This is a genomic window from Labilibaculum antarcticum (assembly GCF_002356295.1).
Lineage (GTDB): Bacteria > Bacteroidota > Bacteroidia > Bacteroidales > Marinifilaceae > Labilibaculum > Labilibaculum antarcticum.
Genome location: NZ_AP018042.1, coordinates 1,699,544 through 1,716,985 on the forward strand (window position 1 = coordinate 1,699,544; position 17,442 = coordinate 1,716,985).

The following is a 17,442-nucleotide window of genomic DNA, read 5'->3' on the forward strand; positions in this document are numbered from 1 at the left end:
ATCTATATGATAATGAGATTCATCACTATTTTTCCTTACTTCCTTTAATCGGCTTAGAAGTATCTGGCAAAATCAAGTTCAAGATAACTCCAACCATAGAAGCAAGACCAATTCCTGCCAAAGAGAAAGTTCCATATGAAATTTGTGCTCCTCCAATTCCTACAGTTAATATAATAGAAATAATCACCTGATTTCTAGTTTTGGTAAAATCTGTCTTGGCATCAATCAATGTTTTGATTCCAATACTGGCAATCATACCAAATAGTAATAGCATAATTCCACCTAAAACAGCCTGAGGGATTGTTTTAAGGAATGCACTTACTTTTCCGATAAGAGAAAATACAACCGCAGTAATTGCTGCAATTCTCAATACTCTGGGATCAGTTACTTTAGTTAAAGCGATAGCTCCAGTTACTTCAGAGTAAGTTGTATTAGGCGGTCCACCAAAAAATCCAGCGAAAGCTGTTGCAACACCATCACCAAGAAGCGTTCTGTGCAAACCAGGATCTTTTACAAATTTCTTACCTGCTACTCCCCCAATTGCGTACATATCTCCTACATGTTCGATAATTGGTGCAAAAGCCACAGGAAGCATATACAACACAGCACCCCAGTTTAATTCCGGACGAACAAATTCCGGAAGTGCAAACCATGCCGCATCTTGAATTGGAGCAAAATCAACTTTACCCATAACGACAGAAAGGATATAACCCACGATTATCCCCACAAAAATTGGGATAAGCTTAATCACTCCTTTGCTATAAACAACGATAACAACAGCCGTTAATAAAGCGACAGAGGAAATTATCCAGTTTGTTTTTGCCATGTCCACAGCTACTGGTGCCAATGAAAGTCCAATAATCATGATTACCGGCCCAACGACGATAGCAGGGAAAATTTTCTCGATAACACGTAATCCCCATACTTTAATAACAGCAGAGACAACGCCATATACCACACCTACTGCGATCAAACCAGAAAGAGCTCCTGGTAATCCATACAATTCTGTAGCTGCTACAATTGGGGCAATAAATGCAAAACTACTGCCTAAAAAAACAGGAACTTTACCTTTTGTGATTAAATGAAAAATCAAGGTTCCGATTCCTGCTGTAAATAATGCGACTGATGGGTCAATACCAACTAATAACGGGACAAGTACTGTTGCGCCAAATGCAACAAATAAGAACTGAATCCCGATAATAATTCTTTTCGCGGGATTGTCAAAGTTCGGTGCGCTTGTTTTTTGAGATAGGATCATAAAATAGGTTTAGATTTTTTACAAATTGGCGCAAATATAATCAGGATGACCCTAAGAACAAATTCGAATAGTGATAATGAGAGATAGCTCCCTCATTATAATCAAATACAATAGGTGATAACCCTAAGCATGTCAAACACTCAAGATATCCGAATAAAAAACTTTATTGAAATGGAAAAAATTATTGAGAGTGAATAAACAGAAGTCATTTCTTACAAATAGAAACTCAAATTCAGGATTAAATATATTTTTTAGAATTTGATATCCCGAACCATTAACTGGGTCTCTACTTTCCCCATATAGTCATTCTCCTGAAGCGAGTAACAAACATCAAAAGGGACTCCACTTGAAATTTTAGGGTATAAATCACCCATTGAAAAAGCGATACCCGCTTTAACGTCTCCTTCGCGAATATCATCAACAACAGAAAGCTTGAGATGCTCTTTATTTCTTCCTACGGGACGACTGTAACCGTAATCCAAAACTTGTTCGCTCACAAATACCGGAGTCATATTTTTTGGACCAAAAGGTTCAAACTGCTTAATTAACCGATAAAATTTAGGTGTAATATCAGACAATTTTATATTTGCATCAATCTTAACCTGAGGCACTAACATATCTTCCGAAATATTATTCACCACATAATCCTCGAAACGTTTTTGAAATTCACCAACGTTCTCAATCTTCATGGTTAAACCTGCTGCGTATTTGTGACCTCCAAAATTTTCAAGCAAATCACTACATTCCGAAATAGCATTGTATAAATCAAATCCGTCAACAGAACGAGCACTACCTGTAGCAAAACCATTCGATTCGGTTAAAATTACCGTTGGCTTATAATAGTTCTCAATCATTCGTGAAGCAACAATTCCTATTACTCCTTTGTGCCAGTTGCGATCGTAAAGAACAGTACTTTTTTTGGCAAGCAACACACTACTTTTTGCTACTCTTTCCAGTGCTTCATCAGTAATGTTGTGATCCAATTCCTTGCGGTCTTCGTTCATCACATTAATGGTATCACCAATTAATATTGCCGATTCCTCGGTGTCAGCAATCAATAATTGGACAGCTCTATTACCGGATTGAATTCTTCCTGCAGCATTAATTCTTGGCCCAACTTTAAAAACGATATCGTTTATAGTTAAGTCTTTATCAACACCAGCTAAATTTAAAATTGTTTTTAAACCCAAGCGTGGAGAATTATTCAATTGTATCAAACCAAAATGAGCAAGCACTCTATTTTCATCAGTAATAGGAACAATATCCGAAGCTATACTAACGGCCACTAAATCCAGTAATGGGATCAACTCCTCAAATGGCCATTCCTTTTTCTGAGCCATTCCTTGCATTAACTTAAAGCCAACACCACAACCCGATAAGGCATCACAAGGATAATCACAATCCAATCTTTTAGGATCCAGAACCGCAACAGCCTCGGGCAAAGTATCACCCGGCGTGTGATGATCACATACTATGAAATCAATATTTTTTTCTTTGGCATAAGCTATTTTATCGACAGCTTTAATACCACAATCCAAGGCAATAATCAAGCTAAATTTGTTGTCAGCAGCATAATCGATACCTGCTTTCGAAACTCCATATCCTTCGGAATAACGATCAGGAATATAATAATCTATAAAATCGAAATGTTTTTTCAGATAGGTATAAACAAGAGAAACAGAGGTCGTTCCATCCACATCATAATCACCATAAATCATGACTCTTTCCTGCTTCTGAATTGCTGTCTCAATTCTTTCAACAGCCTTATCCATGTCCTTCATTAGAAAAGGATCGTGCAGATCATCAAGACTAGGCCGAAAAAATTTCTTCGCCATACCGAATGTAGTAATCCCTCGTTGTACCAGTAAGTCAGCGACTAAACGGTCAACCCCAAGTGACTCCATAAGTGTTGTCACCGTCTCTTCATCTCCCGGCTTATTGATTACCCATCTCTTTTCCATATCCTAGAATTTGGCTAGCTAAATTAGTCAATTTCAAGCGTCATATCAAACAATTTGCTGATATGGCCCTTTAAATTATGTTTTACTTCTTCAATATCAAGCTCTTTGCCCAATTCTTTTTTTAATGATGTCACTCCTTTATCAACAAATCCACATGGATTAATGTATTCAAAATATTTAAGATCGGTATTTACATTGAATGCAAAACCATGCATACTTACCCATCTGCTAATTCGAACACCAATAGCACAAATCTTACGAACTGTAGGTTTTCCAACATCTAGCCAAACCCCGGTTGCTCCATCCAATCGGGTTCCTACAATTCCGTAATCGGCAATACAGTCAATTACAGCCTGCTCCAATGTTTCGATGTATTTTTTTATTCCCATATCGTAAGTTTCCAAATTTAAGATTGGATAACCCACAATCTGTCCCGGACCATGATAGGTTATATCACCGCCACGATTAATTTTATGAAAGGTTGCCTCTTTTGCTTGCAACTGGAGCAAATCCAGAAGCATATTTTGTTCTTTCCCACTTTTCCCAAGCGTATAAACATGAGGATGTTCGCAAAACAACAGGTAGTTATTCGATAAATTCTTTTGCTCAGTAGGAAGATCAGCATTAGCCTGTTTGGAAGCTAAAACCTCATTAAACAATTCCTCCTGATAATCCCATGCTTCCTTATAATCAATTGATCGCAGATCGCGAAATATAGTCTTAATCATCTTTTAAACTCTGTTTTAAGTTTATCGCATTTACATGGCGTTCGGCATGATAGGAAGAACGCACCAAAGGAGAACTTTCTATAAATGCAAAACCTTTTTCCAAACCAACAGTTTCATATTTTTTGAATACCTCGGGAGTTATATATTCCTGAACTTCCAAATGATTTTTTGTTGGTTGCAAATACTGACCAATTGTCATCACTCTAACTCCAACCTTAATCAAGTCGTCCATTACCTGATAGATCTCTTCTTCTTTTTCACCCAAACCAAGCATAATTCCTGATTTAGCAACAATCCCTGAATCAGCAATTTGTTTTAAGACTTCAAGACTCAAATCATATTTTGCTTTGCTTCGAACTTCATGTGATAATCGACGCACTGTTTCCAAATTATGAGAAATCACTTCCGGATTCATATCAATCACTCGTTGAATATCTTCCTCTTTTCCATTAAAATCAGGAATTAAAACTTCAAGTGTGATTTCCGGAGTCGTTTCTTTAATAGACTTAATGGTTTCTGCCCAAATTCCCGATCCGCCATCTTCCAAATCATCCCGATCAACAGAAGTTATTACGGCATGTTTTAGGCTCATCAACTTAATAGAACGAGCCAATCTTTTGGGTTCTTTCCAATCGGCCTCAAGAGGCTTTCCTGTAGGAACATTACAAAATTTGCAGGCTCGTGTACAAATATTTCCTAAAATCATAAATGTAGCGGTACCGTTTCCCCAACATTCTCCAACATTCGGACATTTCCCACTTGAACAAATGGTATGCAAGCCATTCTCCTTTACAATTCCATTAATATATGCATAATCGTCACCCTTAGGCAACTGTATTTTCAACCAATCTGGCTTTCTTCTTGTCTTCATCTAACTTTTCCTTAATTTTTCCTGATGATTCAATGTCCTTACCCCTTTAGTTTTTTCCGGATGATTTTCAACCAACAAAAAACAGCGTCGAACTAACTGATTTCCAACAATAAAACACTACAATAAAATTAAATTTCCCAATAAATAAGAAACAGTGCAAAGGTATTCGAAACAATTTAATTTCTCATGAAATACCTCATATTTTTGGTTCTTACTTGAGTACTTGCTTATTTTTATTTAATCTAAATACGATTAACATCTTGCAATGTTAACAAATATATTTCGCTTTACAATGGCATCAGTTGATACACTTTTTTCAACTTGAAAATTACAGCTTGATCGATCAGAAAAGATGAATTGCTTTTTTTAAAATATTCTACTTGCTTCGAATAACTACATACAGCGAATTATCTTGTAATTTACTTGTTCGATTGACATCAAAACCAATAAGTAAAGCTGCTGAAATTAATTATTTGTACAGATTATATTATCTTTGCATCCGAATAAACTTTATTGAGATTAGGATGAATGCGTTAGAACTTAGTGAACAAGAAATCATTAGAAGGAATTCCCTTAAAGAAATGCAGTCTTTGGGTATCAATCCATTCCCTGCAGCACAATATCATGTAAACAACTTCTCTTCAGATATACTGAAAGATTTCGATCCTGAAAAGAAAAACCTTCAAGAGGTTTGTATTGCAGGTAGAATCATGAGTAGAAGAATTATGGGTAAAGCTTCTTTTCTTGAAATTCAAGATTCAAAAGGAAGAATCCAGGTATATATTACCAGAGATGATATTTGCCCGAGTGAAGATAAAACTCTATACAACACAGTATTCAAGAAACTGACGGATATAGGTGATTTTATTGGGATTAAGGGATACGTATTTGTTACTCAGGTTGGTGAAACTTCGGTTCATGCAACCGAAATGACTGTGCTTTCAAAATCTATTCGTCCCTTGCCTATCGTGAAGGAAAAAGATGGGAAAATTTACGATGCCTTTAGCGATCCGGAAATGCGTTACCGTCAACGATATGTTGATCTGGTTGTAAATCCATCTGTTAAGGATGTTTTCTTGAAAAGATCGAAGGTCATTAATTCGATGCGCGAGCTTTTCAACAGCAAGGATTATTTAGAGGTGGAAACACCAATCTTACAGGCAATTCCTGGCGGAGCATCTGCTCGTCCGTTTGAAACACATCACAATGCATTGGATATCCCATTGTATATGCGTGTTGCGAATGAACTGTATCTGAAAAGATTAATCGTTGGTGGATTCGATGGTGTATACGAGTTTGCGAAAGATTTCCGTAACGAGGGAATGGATCGTACTCACAATCCTGAGTTTACAGTAATGGAAATCTATGTTGCCTATAAGGATTACAACTGGATGATGGACTTTACTGAAGAAATGATTGAAAAGGTTGCAATGGATCTTCACGGAAAAACCAAACTTCCGGTTGGTGATAAGGAGATTGATTTCAAACGTCCGTATAAACGTATTTCAATGATGGATTCGATTCTTGAGTTTACAGGAATTGATATCAATGGAATGGATGATGTTCGACTTCGAGAAGTTTGTAAAAAACTGAATATCGAAACGGATGAAACCATGGGTAAAGGAAAATTAATCGATGAAATCTTTGGTGAGAAATGTGAAGGAAATTACATTCAGCCAACTTTCATTACTGATTATCCTGTTGAAATGTCTCCTCTTTGTAAGAAACACAGAGACAATCCTGAATTAACCGAACGTTTCGAGTTGATGGTGAATGGAAAAGAGCTTTGTAACGCCTATTCAGAGTTAAATGATCCAATTGATCAGTTAGAGCGTTTCCAGGATCAGAATAAATTAAGTGAAAAGGGTGATGATGAAGCCATGTTTATTGATATGGACTTTGTTCGTGCTCTTGAATATGGTATGCCTCCTACATCGGGTATGGGAATTGGAATCGATCGTCTAACGATGTTGATGACTAACTCTCACTCTATTCAGGATGTATTATTTTTCCCTCAAATGAGACCAGAGAAAAAGGTTGCTATTGACAGCGATGAAAAATTCATTGCTCTTGGAATTGCTCCGGAATGGATGCCAATTATTCGTAAAGCAGGATTTCTAACTGTAGGATCTCTAAAAGAAGAGAAGTCAACAAAAATTCACCAAGATATTTGTGGCTGGAATAAAAAACTAAAAATGGGATTGAAAAACCCAAGTCAGGAAGAAGTTGCAGCATGGTTATCGTAACCAGCTCTTAAAAATATTTACATATCGGAGGTCGGGAATTTCTCCCTTCCTCCGATATTTAGTAAATTAGAGATCTGACAGTTACAGAAATATTTCTCTAATCACGCAGACTTATCAACAAATCCATGAACAAATCGTCAAAAATTGCCATAATTGGAGGTGGTAGCTGGGCAACAGCCATTGCAAAAATCCTTATGGAAAATGTAGCAGAAATTAACTGGTACATGCGTAATCCGGATACGATAGAACAATTCAAAGAATTAGGCCATAACCCACGCTACATTACAAGTGCCGAATTTGACATCGATAAAATAAATTTTTCTGATAATATTGACGAAGTCGTTACAAATTCAGACATCATCATTTTTGCAATACCATCCGCATTCTTAAAAAATGCACTTAAAAATCTTACTGTAAGCATCAAAAATAAATTTGTTGTCTCAGCAATTAAAGGTATTGTTCCCGATGAAAACATGATTATTGGTGAATTCTTTATCGAAAAATACAACGTGCCAATTAACAACATTGGGGTAATTTCCGGCCCCTGTCATGCAGAAGAAGTTGCATTGGAACGACTGTCATATTTAACGATTTCATGTCAGGAGACAAAAAAGGCAAGAGCTTTGGCGCTAAAACTGGAGTGTGCGTATATTAAAACAACCATTTCGGATGATATTTACGGAACAGAATATGCTGCTGTTCTAAAAAATGTAATTGCGATTGCATCGGGTATTTGTCATGGCCTTCGTTATGGTGATAATTTCCAAGCCGTACTGATCTCTAATGCAATACAGGAAATTAAACGATTTGTAGATACGGTTCATCCCATCACCCGAGATATTAAAAGCTCAGCTTATTTAGGTGATTTGTTGGTTACCTGCTATTCTCAGTTTAGTAGAAACAGAACATTTGGAACCATGATTGGAAAAGGATATTCTGTAAAATTTGCTCAATTAGAGATGCACATGATTGCCGAAGGATATTATGCCGTTAGTTGTATCAAGGAAATTAATGATACATACAAGGTTCACATGCCAATTACAATGGCCGTTTATAATATCCTATACGAAAAAATATCTCCTGCTATGGAAATTAAATTATTAACAGAAGATTTACGTTAAAGTTATATTTCAGTTGTAAATTTGTCTTTTGAAAAATCTTTCAATTTCACAAAGCGAAAGTAACTCATTGTTTGAATGAACAATAATGACTTTTAAGCATTCATCATTAATTTTAGTTTGAAATACATTTATTAATTATACACATTAAAAACCATTTCTGTCTTTCGCTCTGAGGGGGTATCGGTTCTGACAGATCTGGATTTTACATCTTAATTTGAAAATAATGGAACACATCAAGTTGAGCTTTGAAAAGACTTTAAACTTCGTAAGCAAGGAAGAGATTTTCAAATTTAAAGAAGAGAGTCAAAAACATTTAACTGCTCTTCAAAAAGGAACCGGTAAGGGAAATGATTATGTTGGTTGGGTAGATTTACCTTCTCAGATTACTGAAGAAGAGCTAAATGACATCGAAGCAACTGCTTTATCTCTTAAGGAAAAAGTAGAAGTACTAGTAGTTATTGGTATTGGTGGATCGTACTTGGGTGCAAAAGCTGTTAATGATGCTTTGGCTCATAGTTTTGATCAACTAAATACTGGTGATGAAAATCCACTTGTATTGTATGCTGGCCAAAACATTAGCGAGGATTATCTATTCGAATTGTTGGATATTTTAAAAGACCTCGATTTTGGAATCTGTGTTATTTCTAAATCGGGAACGACTACAGAACCTGCTATTTCCTTCCGTCTGTTAAAAGAATTATTGGAAGAAAATGTTGGGAAAGAGGAAGCTCGCGAAAGAATTATCGCTATTACTGATGCATCTAAAGGTGCTCTTAGAACTCTTGCAGTTCAGGAAGGATACAAAACTTTTGTAATTCCTGATGATGTAGGCGGTCGATTCTCTGTTTTAACTCCAGTTGGATTGCTTCCTATTGCGGTAGCAGGTCACGATATCAAGGAATTGGTAAAAGGGGCTAAATCGATGCAGGAATATTCATCAGCAACAGCTTTTGAAGAAAATCCGGCATTATTATATGCAGCCACTAGGAATGCTCTTTATGCAAAAGGCAAAGGAATTGAAATTTTGGCCAATTACAACCCAAAATTGCACTATGTAGCAGAATGGTGGAAGCAACTTTACGGAGAAAGTGAAGGAAAAGAAAACAAAGGCATTTTTCCTGCCAGTGTTGATTTCACGAGTGATTTACACTCAATGGGACAATACATTCAGGAAGGACAGCGTACTATTTTCGAAACTGTTATTTCAATAGCAAAACCGAACCATACCGTAACTATTCCTAAAGATAAAGACAACCTTGATGGTTTGAACTTTTTGGCTGGAAGACGCATTGATGCGGTGAATAAAATGGCAGAATTAGGAACCCAACTGGCTCACGTTGATGGTGGCGTTCCAAATTTAAGAATTGAAATGCCTCAGCTGAACGAATTCTACTTGGGAGAATTAATATACTTCTTTGAAATTGCCTGTGGTGTTAGTGGTTATATTTTGGATGTAAATCCATTTGACCAGCCAGGTGTTGAAGCATACAAAAGCAACATGTTTGCATTGCTTGAGAAACCAGGTTTCGAAGAGGAAACTAAAAAGATTAAAGAGAAATTATAGTCTAAATTTCAATACGATAAATGAAAGACCAACTTTAGAGTTGGTCTTTTTTTATGTCTTTTGCGTGCAGTTCTTGTGCAAGTATTTTTTTTGCCTCTCGTCTAATTCGTATTTTTTTCCCGGCAAACTGTCCCAAAAAGAAAGCACTCACCATTATTGGATATGTGTATAACTGAAAACCCAACCCAAACAAATGTCGAAATAAAATAACAAATGGAATTGGCACATGAATGCAGACAAACCACATTACGGAGAATTTTTTAAACCCGTGCCTAATAAATCCAAATGGTACATTCAAAACAAAAGTTGAGAGAGCAGCAAATAGTAAATTAATTTCCATGTAGGCGAATATATTAATAATATCTAATAAAACGGAGTGTAACCTCTTTAATATAACCTAACTAATTTATATACATTTGTCACGATAACAAAAGCCATAATCGATGCAGTACTCCTCTAAACTGAAAGGAAGCTTATTAGCTCTATTTGCAACCATCAGCTATTCGAATGTATATATTTTTAGCAAGATGGCACTGCAAGACATTAGCCTGGCATCATTTGGTATTCTTTGGTTCGGCTTTGCATTATTTTACAATTCATTGTACTATTACTTTTTTTCTGAAAGAACACAACCTAATCAACTTTCGCCTAAATCTAAAGGGATTTTATTTCTCATAGGAATATCCGAACTTATTTCAGTATCTGCTTTTTTTCTTGCCATCAGCTTATCAGAAAATCCGGCTATCGTTTCCTTTTTAGCCAACACAAGCCCAATCTTCGTAATATTTATAAGCTTTATATTCTTAAAAACCAGATATAATCTTCTTGCTATAATTGGAATAATCGTAACTCTTGCTGGTGTTTTTTTAATAAACTACAGCGATTCTCGGTTTAGCTGGAATCAGTTTCTTACTCCTTCGAGCGTAGCAACATTGATCTTTGCTTTTTTCTATGCATTAAGTCTGGTTTTAACCCGATCAGCAGTGAAAACAATTCCATTATTGATGATAACCATTTGTCGTACGCTATTTTTATTTCTAGGTTTTGTTTTTTACAACCTTATAATATGGGAAATTCCATACTATTCTACTAATTCAATAATATACACTGGGATAGGATCTATTCTAGGTCCATTTCTGGGGATTACACTTACCTTTGGCTCATTAAAATATGTAGATGCCTCAGTAACCACGTTAATAGGAACCTCGAGAAGTCTTTTTATTGTTTTGGGAGCATTTATATTTATGAATATATTCCCAACTGAATATCAGCTTTGGGGAGGTATATTTACCATTGTAGGAATAGTAATAATCTCCATTGCAGATATTACCAACAAACAAACCTAATTAAGCACTCTTCGAACCTCACACAACAGATCCTCTTTGCCCACAGGCATCGAAATATAACCGTTATAACCGGCTTTTAAACATTTTTCTTCTTCTCCAATTATTTTGAATGCTGCCTGAGCAATTACTTTCGTATTTCTATTTTGTAATTCAAGCAAACAATCCATCGAAGCTTTTCCTCTAATTTTCATGTCTAATATCACTAAATCCGGTTCTACAACACCCAGCATATTCATCAATTCAAGTCCATTTTGCGCGTGAGAAATCGAAACATTTTCCCCATCAAATAACTTTTGCAAATAGAGAAAAGAATTATAATCATCTTCAGCAATCAAGATAGATTTCCGATCAAGAGAAGGCTTCTGTTTAGGGAACTCCGAAAATTTAGAATCTCGCTTCTCCGTTTGAGAATAAGGAAGTGTAAAATAAAAAGTACTCCCTTTGCCAACTTCCGATTCGAACCAAATTTCACCTCCAAGAAGGACAACAAGACCTTTCGAAATACTTAAACCTAATCCAGTTCCATCAGTAAAACTCTCTTCATCTCCTTGTCTGAAACGCTCAAAAATAATATCATACCTGTTTTGTGGAATCCCACAACCTTCATCTTTCACATATACTTCGACTACTGTCTGAGAAAAATGTTCTTTAAAATCATAACCAACTTCCACTTTACCCGTTACTGAAAATTTTATTGCATTATTAAGTAAATTATCTAGAATTTGGTGAAAACGATTAGAATCTGTGAATACAGAAAGTCTTTTATATTGTTTGGGCAGGTTCAAGACTAAATCAATATTGGTTTTTTGTTCCAATAAAGCCCCTCTTCTAATCACCTCAATACTACTCTCTAATAATTCATGCAAATTGCTTTCGGTTTTATTTACCGCAACCTGATCCAATTCCAGTTTAGAGATATCGACAATATCATCGATAATCTGCAATAATCTATTTCCCGAATTTTGAATAATATTTACGTATTGAGATTTTTCCGAATCATCAAGTTCTGAATCAATAAGCAATTCAGAAAACCCCATAATTGCATTCATAGGAGTACGTATTTCATGACTCATATTGGCCAAAAATATTGATTTCAACTTATCACTTTCCTCCGCCTTTTCCTTAGCCTTTAAAAGTTCTTTTTCGGCCATTTTTATATCTGTAATATCTCTGGAAACACCTAAAACTCCAAGAAGATTACCCTCTGCATCATGCATTGGAGTTTTAATTGTCTCTGTTAGTATTCGTTTTCCATTGGTTGCAGAAACGGCCCAATCGGTAAACCGAACACTCTTCGCACTATTTAAAACCTCCAAATCTTTTCCCCAGTAAAAATCAGCAACCTCTTTTGGATAAAAATCATAGTCAGACTTACCTAGAAGAACATTTTCATCTAAACCATTAAACTTTTCAAAATTCCGGTTACAGGATATATAAATTCCCTTCGGATCCTTAAGCCAAATCATATCGGGCACAGTTTCTATCAATATTTTCAAATGACTTCGTTCATTTTCAACGAGCGCCACGGCCTTCTTCCGCAACGAAATATCACGTACCATAGCCCAAAATCCAGTTGGAATACCATTCTCATCCTTCAATAAGTAAATACGGAGTTCTACAGGAATTAAGCTTCCATCCTTTCGTGTACACTCCTTCTCATAAACACGTGAACTTCCAGTAACCAGAACTTCCTCCTCCATAATTTTCTGTTCAACATCAAGCCACTTTTCAGGAGTTAATTCATGACAATTCATACACAAAAGTTCATCCGCAGAGTAGCCAAGCATTTCTTTATATGCTGTATTAAATTCGATAACATTCGCATCCATATCCAAAACCACAAATGCATCGTTCATGCTTTCGTACAAGCGTGAATATTTTTCTTCTGTTCTACTTAATGCTATTTTATTATCTCTATTTTGCAACTGTCGTTTCATGAATAATCCCAACAACATATTGGCAAATGGATAAATCGTTAATAAAGGCCATGAAATATTCAATAAAGTTGGCACGACTTTCTCTGAAGGTAAAAACACAGTGCTGCTGATCATCGCCAAATGAACGACTACTCCTAAGAGCAAATATTTAAGCCAATTAGATTTCCCGCTGATTTTAGACCATAACGGTCGCCAAAAAATACCTATTACACCAGAACTGATTATAACGGCAATTCCCATAAGCATTCCCTCTCCACCTATAATGAAACGATAGGTACCTGTAACTAAAATAGCAACAATAGTAGGAATTGCGCCAAAAAATAAGCCTGAAACGGAAAGGATAACTGAACGCGTATCAAAAACGACTCCCGGAGCCATTTCCCATGACGAAAGCATAAGAACAATACCAATAGCACCCACCGTTCCTCCTGCCAACAATTGATCCCAGATAGATTTCAAGCCTGTTCGTTTCACCCACAAGTAATCATATAACATACTAAATGTCAGCAATATTGCAGTATTCTGAATCAGACTTAAAAATATGGAATTATTCATAGATAATGAAGTAGAAGTTTTAATCAACACAGTAATTACTTACGTCTTGATAACAAACATTGTATACATCATTTTGTAAATAAAGTTATGTTTTCACCTTAACTTTTAGTGCAAAAAACCTTACTATTGCTTACGGTTGAAAGCAAAAAAAAGAGTAGACAAAATCTACTCTTTTACAATTAAAATAAATCAATTAACAGTTTAAGCCATTTCCTTATTGAGATGATGTTTTTTAACAAATTGGTTGATTACCTGCGACAACTTAGGATAACCTATTTCCTCTAAATCATAATAAACACGTGTTGTTGGTTTTTTAATTTTGATTATTCGATTCAAATCGATTGGAGTCCCAATAATAACGGTATCACAATCACTGTTATTTATGGTTGTTTCCAAATCGGTAAGCTGTTGATCCGAATACCCCATTGCTGGTAAAATATTACCAATGTTTGGGTAAATTTCATAGGTTTCCTTCAACTTACCAACAAGGTATGGTCGAGCATCAATAGCTTCAATAGCTCCAAATTTCCGGGCAGCAATTGTGCCGGCCCCAATTTTCATTTCACCATGAGTTAAAGTAGGTCCATCCTCTACAATCAATACTCGTTTACCACGAATCAATTCAGGATGATCAACACTTATTGGTGAAGCTGCATCAATAACGATAGCATTTGGATTTGCCAATGCAATATTCTCTCGAACAGTTTGAATTCCTTCCGGCGATGCTGAATCCATCTTGTTAATAACGACTACATCGGCCATTCGAAGATTAACTTCCCCTGGATAATAATTCATCTCGGCTCCCGGACGATGAGGATCTGCCACCGTAATTGTTAAATCGGGCTTGTAAAAAGAGAAATCATTATTACCGCCATCCCACAAAATAACATCACATCCATCAGGATCTTCCTCTGCAGCACGAACAATAGCCTCATAATCAACTCCTGAATAAATAATGTTGCCCCGAATTACATGAGGCTCATATTCTTCCATTTCCTCAACAGTACAATTGTGCTTTTTTAAATCTTCAATAGTAGCAAAACGCTGTACTTTTTGAGCAACCAAATCACCATATGGCATAGGATGACGTATGGCAATTACCTTTAAACCTTTATCCATTAATTCTTCAATCACTTTTCTCGACGTTTGTGATTTTCCACAACCGGTTCTTGTAGCAACTACCGCAATAGTCGGCTTATGACTTTTTATCATCGTATCACCAGGGCCCAACAGTTTAAAGTTAGAACCCGCAGCATTAACAATCGCACTAACGTTCATTACTTTCTGATACGGAACGTCTGAATAAGAAAAAACACAATCATCTACGCAATGTTCTTTAATTAATTTAACCAGATCTGCCTCTACATAAATAGGAATTCCTTCCGGATATAAAGATCCAGCCAACTCAGCGGGATATTTCCGTCCATCAATATCAGGAATTTGAGCTGCAGTAAATGCAACCACATTGTACTCTGAATTGTCTCTGAAGTAGGTGTTGAAATTGTGAAAATCACGACCTGCAGCACCAATAATAATGACATTCTTTTTAGCCATAACTTCTTGTTCTTTAGTTAAAATTAGTATTAGGTATGAATACTTAAAATAAAAATTTTAAAAGAAATCTACTAATTTTTCAGACTTTAAGTTGCGGATTATGAGTCTGTTGCTTAACACGAAGTGAAAAGTTGACTTTGTCATAAAACTGTCATAACTTATATAGTTTTACCTTTATCAGATAAACTATACGGTAAACGTGATACAAAATCGCTGGAATAAATCAGATAAAAATTACATTAATCGAATCAGGATTGTTATTAATTCCTTACTTTCGACAAACCAGATTTGTGAAGTATGAATTTTTTAGCACATCAATATCTTTCAGGAGAGTCGGAAAAAGTCAAAATTGGAAACTTTATTGGTGATTACATTAAAGGTAAGAAATACCAGGATTATCATGCTGAAGTTCAGAAAGGCATTCTCCTCCATCGAAACATAGATTACTTCACAGATCACCACCCTGCTTTTTTGCAGAGCTCAAACAGACTTAAAGAAGGATATAAAAGATATTCCGGTGTTGTGATTGATGTGATATATGATCATTTCCTTGCTAAAAAATGGAACGAATATCATACTCAAACCCTTTCTAAATTTGTTGCTAACACTCATGAAATATTAGTAAGAAATTATTTAATTCTTCCGTATAAAGTAAAGCTGTTTCTTCCCTTTATTATTCAAAGCCGTAGATTAGAAAGTTATTCTACCATAGAAGGTTTACAAGCTACCTTGGAAATCATGTCGCGACGAACTAGCTTACCTGATCAAACAGATTATGCAATTAGAACGCTTTTGAACGAATATGATGGTTTTGAGAATGAATTTGACAATTTTTTGAATGACCTCATTACATATGTTCGCAAAAAGCATGAAATTACCGTAGCAACTCCAAACGATTGGCATCTAAACGAAGGAAAACAAATAACAAAATTGTAAATGCCCATAAAGATGATCCTCCATAACTAAAAAAAGGCAAAGGTATTCCAATAACCGGAGCCAATCCGATTGTCATTCCTACATTTACAGCCAAGTGGAAAAACAAGATGCAAGCTACACCATATCCGTAAATTCTACTGAATGGAGATCGTTGCCGTTCGGCAAGAAATAGCAGTCGGAGGATTAGTGTGAGAAGAAGGAATAAAACAACAGTTGAACCAATAAAGCCCCACTCTTCGCCAACCGTACAGAAAATAAAATCGGTACTTTGCTCGGGTACAAAATTAAATTTTGTTTGCGTTCCATTCAAAAATCCCTTTCCTGCAAATCCGCCAGAACCAATTGCAATTTTAGATTGAGCTACATTGTAACCAGCCCCAGAAGGATCGGATTCAATTCCTAACAAATCATTAATTCGCTCTTGCTGATGTGATTCCAAAACATTCTCGAATAAATAACTCACCGAAAATGTAAAGAACAAACTACCAACAGCAATAAGAAGTACCCATATTGCATTTTTCAATCGCTCCCTATAAATGTAGTATAGGAATGGTAAAATATTTAAACCAATTGATATTAATAATATCGCGTAAACAGACACCTCCACTTGCAATAGCTTACCAATACCCCAAACCAGAGCAAACCCAATAAAAATAAATGATAACCCTATTAATATTTGTTTAAATCGAATGCCCATAAATTTTAGGCAAACAAAAGAAAACCCTATAATAGTTAAAAGCACATACAGTTTGGCAAAAAGTAGAGTTATAATGAACAGTACCGCAGATAAAAAACCAATAAATAAAACAACCCCAGACAAACCTTCTCTGTATAAAACCAATAAGAATACAGTATAAACCAGAGCCGATCCCGCATCTCGCTGCAAAATAATTAGAACTGCCGGTGTAAACAAGATTACTCCAGAAACTACAAGCGACTTAAATTTGTGTATTTTAAAATTGAACTGACTTATGTATCGGGAAATAGCCAGACAAGTAGCAAATTTTGCAAATTCTGCAGGCTGAAAACGAATTGCACCTAACTGAAACCATGATCTGGCACCATTAACTTCCCTACCAAATATAAGGACCGCAATAAGTAGAAAAATCATGAACAAATAAGTGGGATACGCAAAAGCCGAGAAAAATTTACCTTCGATAATCAGAATTACAATAGCAAGAAAAAATGCAGCTCCAATCCACATCAATTGTTTTCCATAACTCTGAGTTATATCAAAAATACTATGATGCTCCTCGTTATAAACAGCAGCATAAATATTTATCCATCCAAGAAAAATAAGCAGAACATACATGAATACAGTCCACCAATCCAGATTCTTTATCAAACTTATTTTTCGTATCATTC

General features: G+C 35.7%; 13 protein-coding genes. 5 read left to right on the forward strand and 8 right to left on the reverse strand.

The window, feature by feature from the left end:
- Positions 1–25: 25 nt before the first annotated feature.
- The 4 genes from ALGA_RS06590 to lipA all read right to left on the reverse strand — a co-directional run bounded on the left by ALGA_RS06590 (position 26) and on the right by lipA (position 4,818).
- Entirely contained in the window at positions 26–1,258 is a 1,233-nt protein-coding gene (locus ALGA_RS06590; protein ID WP_096428575.1) for a uracil-xanthine permease family protein, read from the reverse strand.
- A gap of 251 nt (positions 1,259–1,509) precedes the next feature.
- A complete protein-coding gene (gene recJ / locus ALGA_RS06595; RefSeq protein ID WP_096428576.1) occupies positions 1,510–3,219 on the reverse strand; it encodes a single-stranded-DNA-specific exonuclease RecJ in 1,710 nt (569 codons plus the stop codon).
- A 23-nt stretch (positions 3,220–3,242) separates the two neighbouring features.
- Positions 3,243–3,947 carry a lipoyl(octanoyl) transferase LipB gene (lipB, locus tag ALGA_RS06600; RefSeq protein ID WP_096428577.1) on the reverse strand — a complete coding sequence of 235 codons (705 nt, stop codon included), beginning with the start codon at positions 3,945–3,947 and terminating at the stop codon, positions 3,243–3,245.
- Positions 3,940–4,818, reverse strand: a complete 879-nt coding sequence (gene lipA / locus ALGA_RS06605; RefSeq protein ID WP_096428578.1) for a lipoyl synthase — start codon at positions 4,816–4,818, stop codon at positions 3,940–3,942. Before lipA ends, lipB begins: the two co-directional genes overlap by 8 nt.
- A gap of 524 nt (positions 4,819–5,342) precedes the next feature.
- On the opposite strand from lipA, the gene lysS reads away from it, so the two are divergent.
- The 3 genes from lysS to ALGA_RS06620 all read left to right on the forward strand — a co-directional run bounded on the left by lysS (position 5,343) and on the right by ALGA_RS06620 (position 9,749).
- Positions 5,343–7,064, forward strand: a complete 1,722-nt coding sequence (gene lysS / locus ALGA_RS06610; RefSeq protein WP_096428579.1) for a lysine--tRNA ligase — start codon at positions 5,343–5,345, stop codon at positions 7,062–7,064.
- A 125-nt stretch (positions 7,065–7,189) separates the two neighbouring features.
- Positions 7,190–8,185: an NAD(P)H-dependent glycerol-3-phosphate dehydrogenase gene (locus ALGA_RS06615; protein WP_096428580.1), complete on the forward strand. Its 996-nt coding sequence runs from the start codon at positions 7,190–7,192 to the stop codon at positions 8,183–8,185.
- A 223-nt stretch (positions 8,186–8,408) separates the two neighbouring features.
- Positions 8,409–9,749: a glucose-6-phosphate isomerase gene (locus ALGA_RS06620; RefSeq protein WP_096428581.1), complete on the forward strand. Its 1,341-nt coding sequence runs from the start codon at positions 8,409–8,411 to the stop codon at positions 9,747–9,749.
- 34 nt (positions 9,750–9,783) lie between these two features.
- Here the strand turns inward: ALGA_RS06620 and ALGA_RS06625 are convergent, their stop codons facing one another.
- On the reverse strand, positions 9,784–10,089 hold the full coding sequence (locus ALGA_RS06625; RefSeq protein ID WP_188115970.1) for a hypothetical protein: 306 nt from the start codon (positions 10,087–10,089) through the stop codon (positions 9,784–9,786).
- A gap of 103 nt (positions 10,090–10,192) precedes the next feature.
- On the opposite strand from ALGA_RS06625, the gene ALGA_RS06630 reads away from it, so the two are divergent.
- Entirely contained in the window at positions 10,193–11,095 is a 903-nt protein-coding gene (locus ALGA_RS06630; RefSeq protein WP_096428582.1) for a DMT family transporter, read from the forward strand.
- Here ALGA_RS06630 and ALGA_RS06635 read toward each other — a convergent pair.
- Complete coding sequence (locus ALGA_RS06635) at positions 11,092–13,587, reverse strand: PAS domain S-box protein (protein WP_096428583.1); 2,496 nt, start codon at positions 13,585–13,587, stop codon at positions 11,092–11,094. The two genes, ALGA_RS06630 and ALGA_RS06635, sit on opposite strands and share 4 nt — an antisense overlap.
- A gap of 201 nt (positions 13,588–13,788) precedes the next feature.
- Complete coding sequence (locus tag ALGA_RS06640; protein WP_096428584.1) at positions 13,789–15,141, reverse strand: cyclic 2,3-diphosphoglycerate synthase; 1,353 nt, start codon at positions 15,139–15,141, stop codon at positions 13,789–13,791.
- Between the two features lie 297 nt (positions 15,142–15,438).
- Here ALGA_RS06640 and ALGA_RS06645 point away from each other — a divergent pair, with 297 nt between their 5' ends.
- On the forward strand, positions 15,439–16,077 hold the full coding sequence (locus ALGA_RS06645) for an acyl carrier protein phosphodiesterase (RefSeq protein ID WP_096428585.1): 639 nt from the start codon (positions 15,439–15,441) through the stop codon (positions 16,075–16,077).
- Here the strand turns inward: ALGA_RS06645 and rodA are convergent.
- Entirely contained in the window at positions 16,016–17,440 is a 1,425-nt protein-coding gene (gene rodA, locus ALGA_RS06650; RefSeq protein WP_096428586.1) for a rod shape-determining protein RodA, read from the reverse strand. The genes ALGA_RS06645 and rodA overlap by 62 nt on opposite strands.
- Between the last annotated feature and the right edge of the window lie 2 nt (positions 17,441–17,442).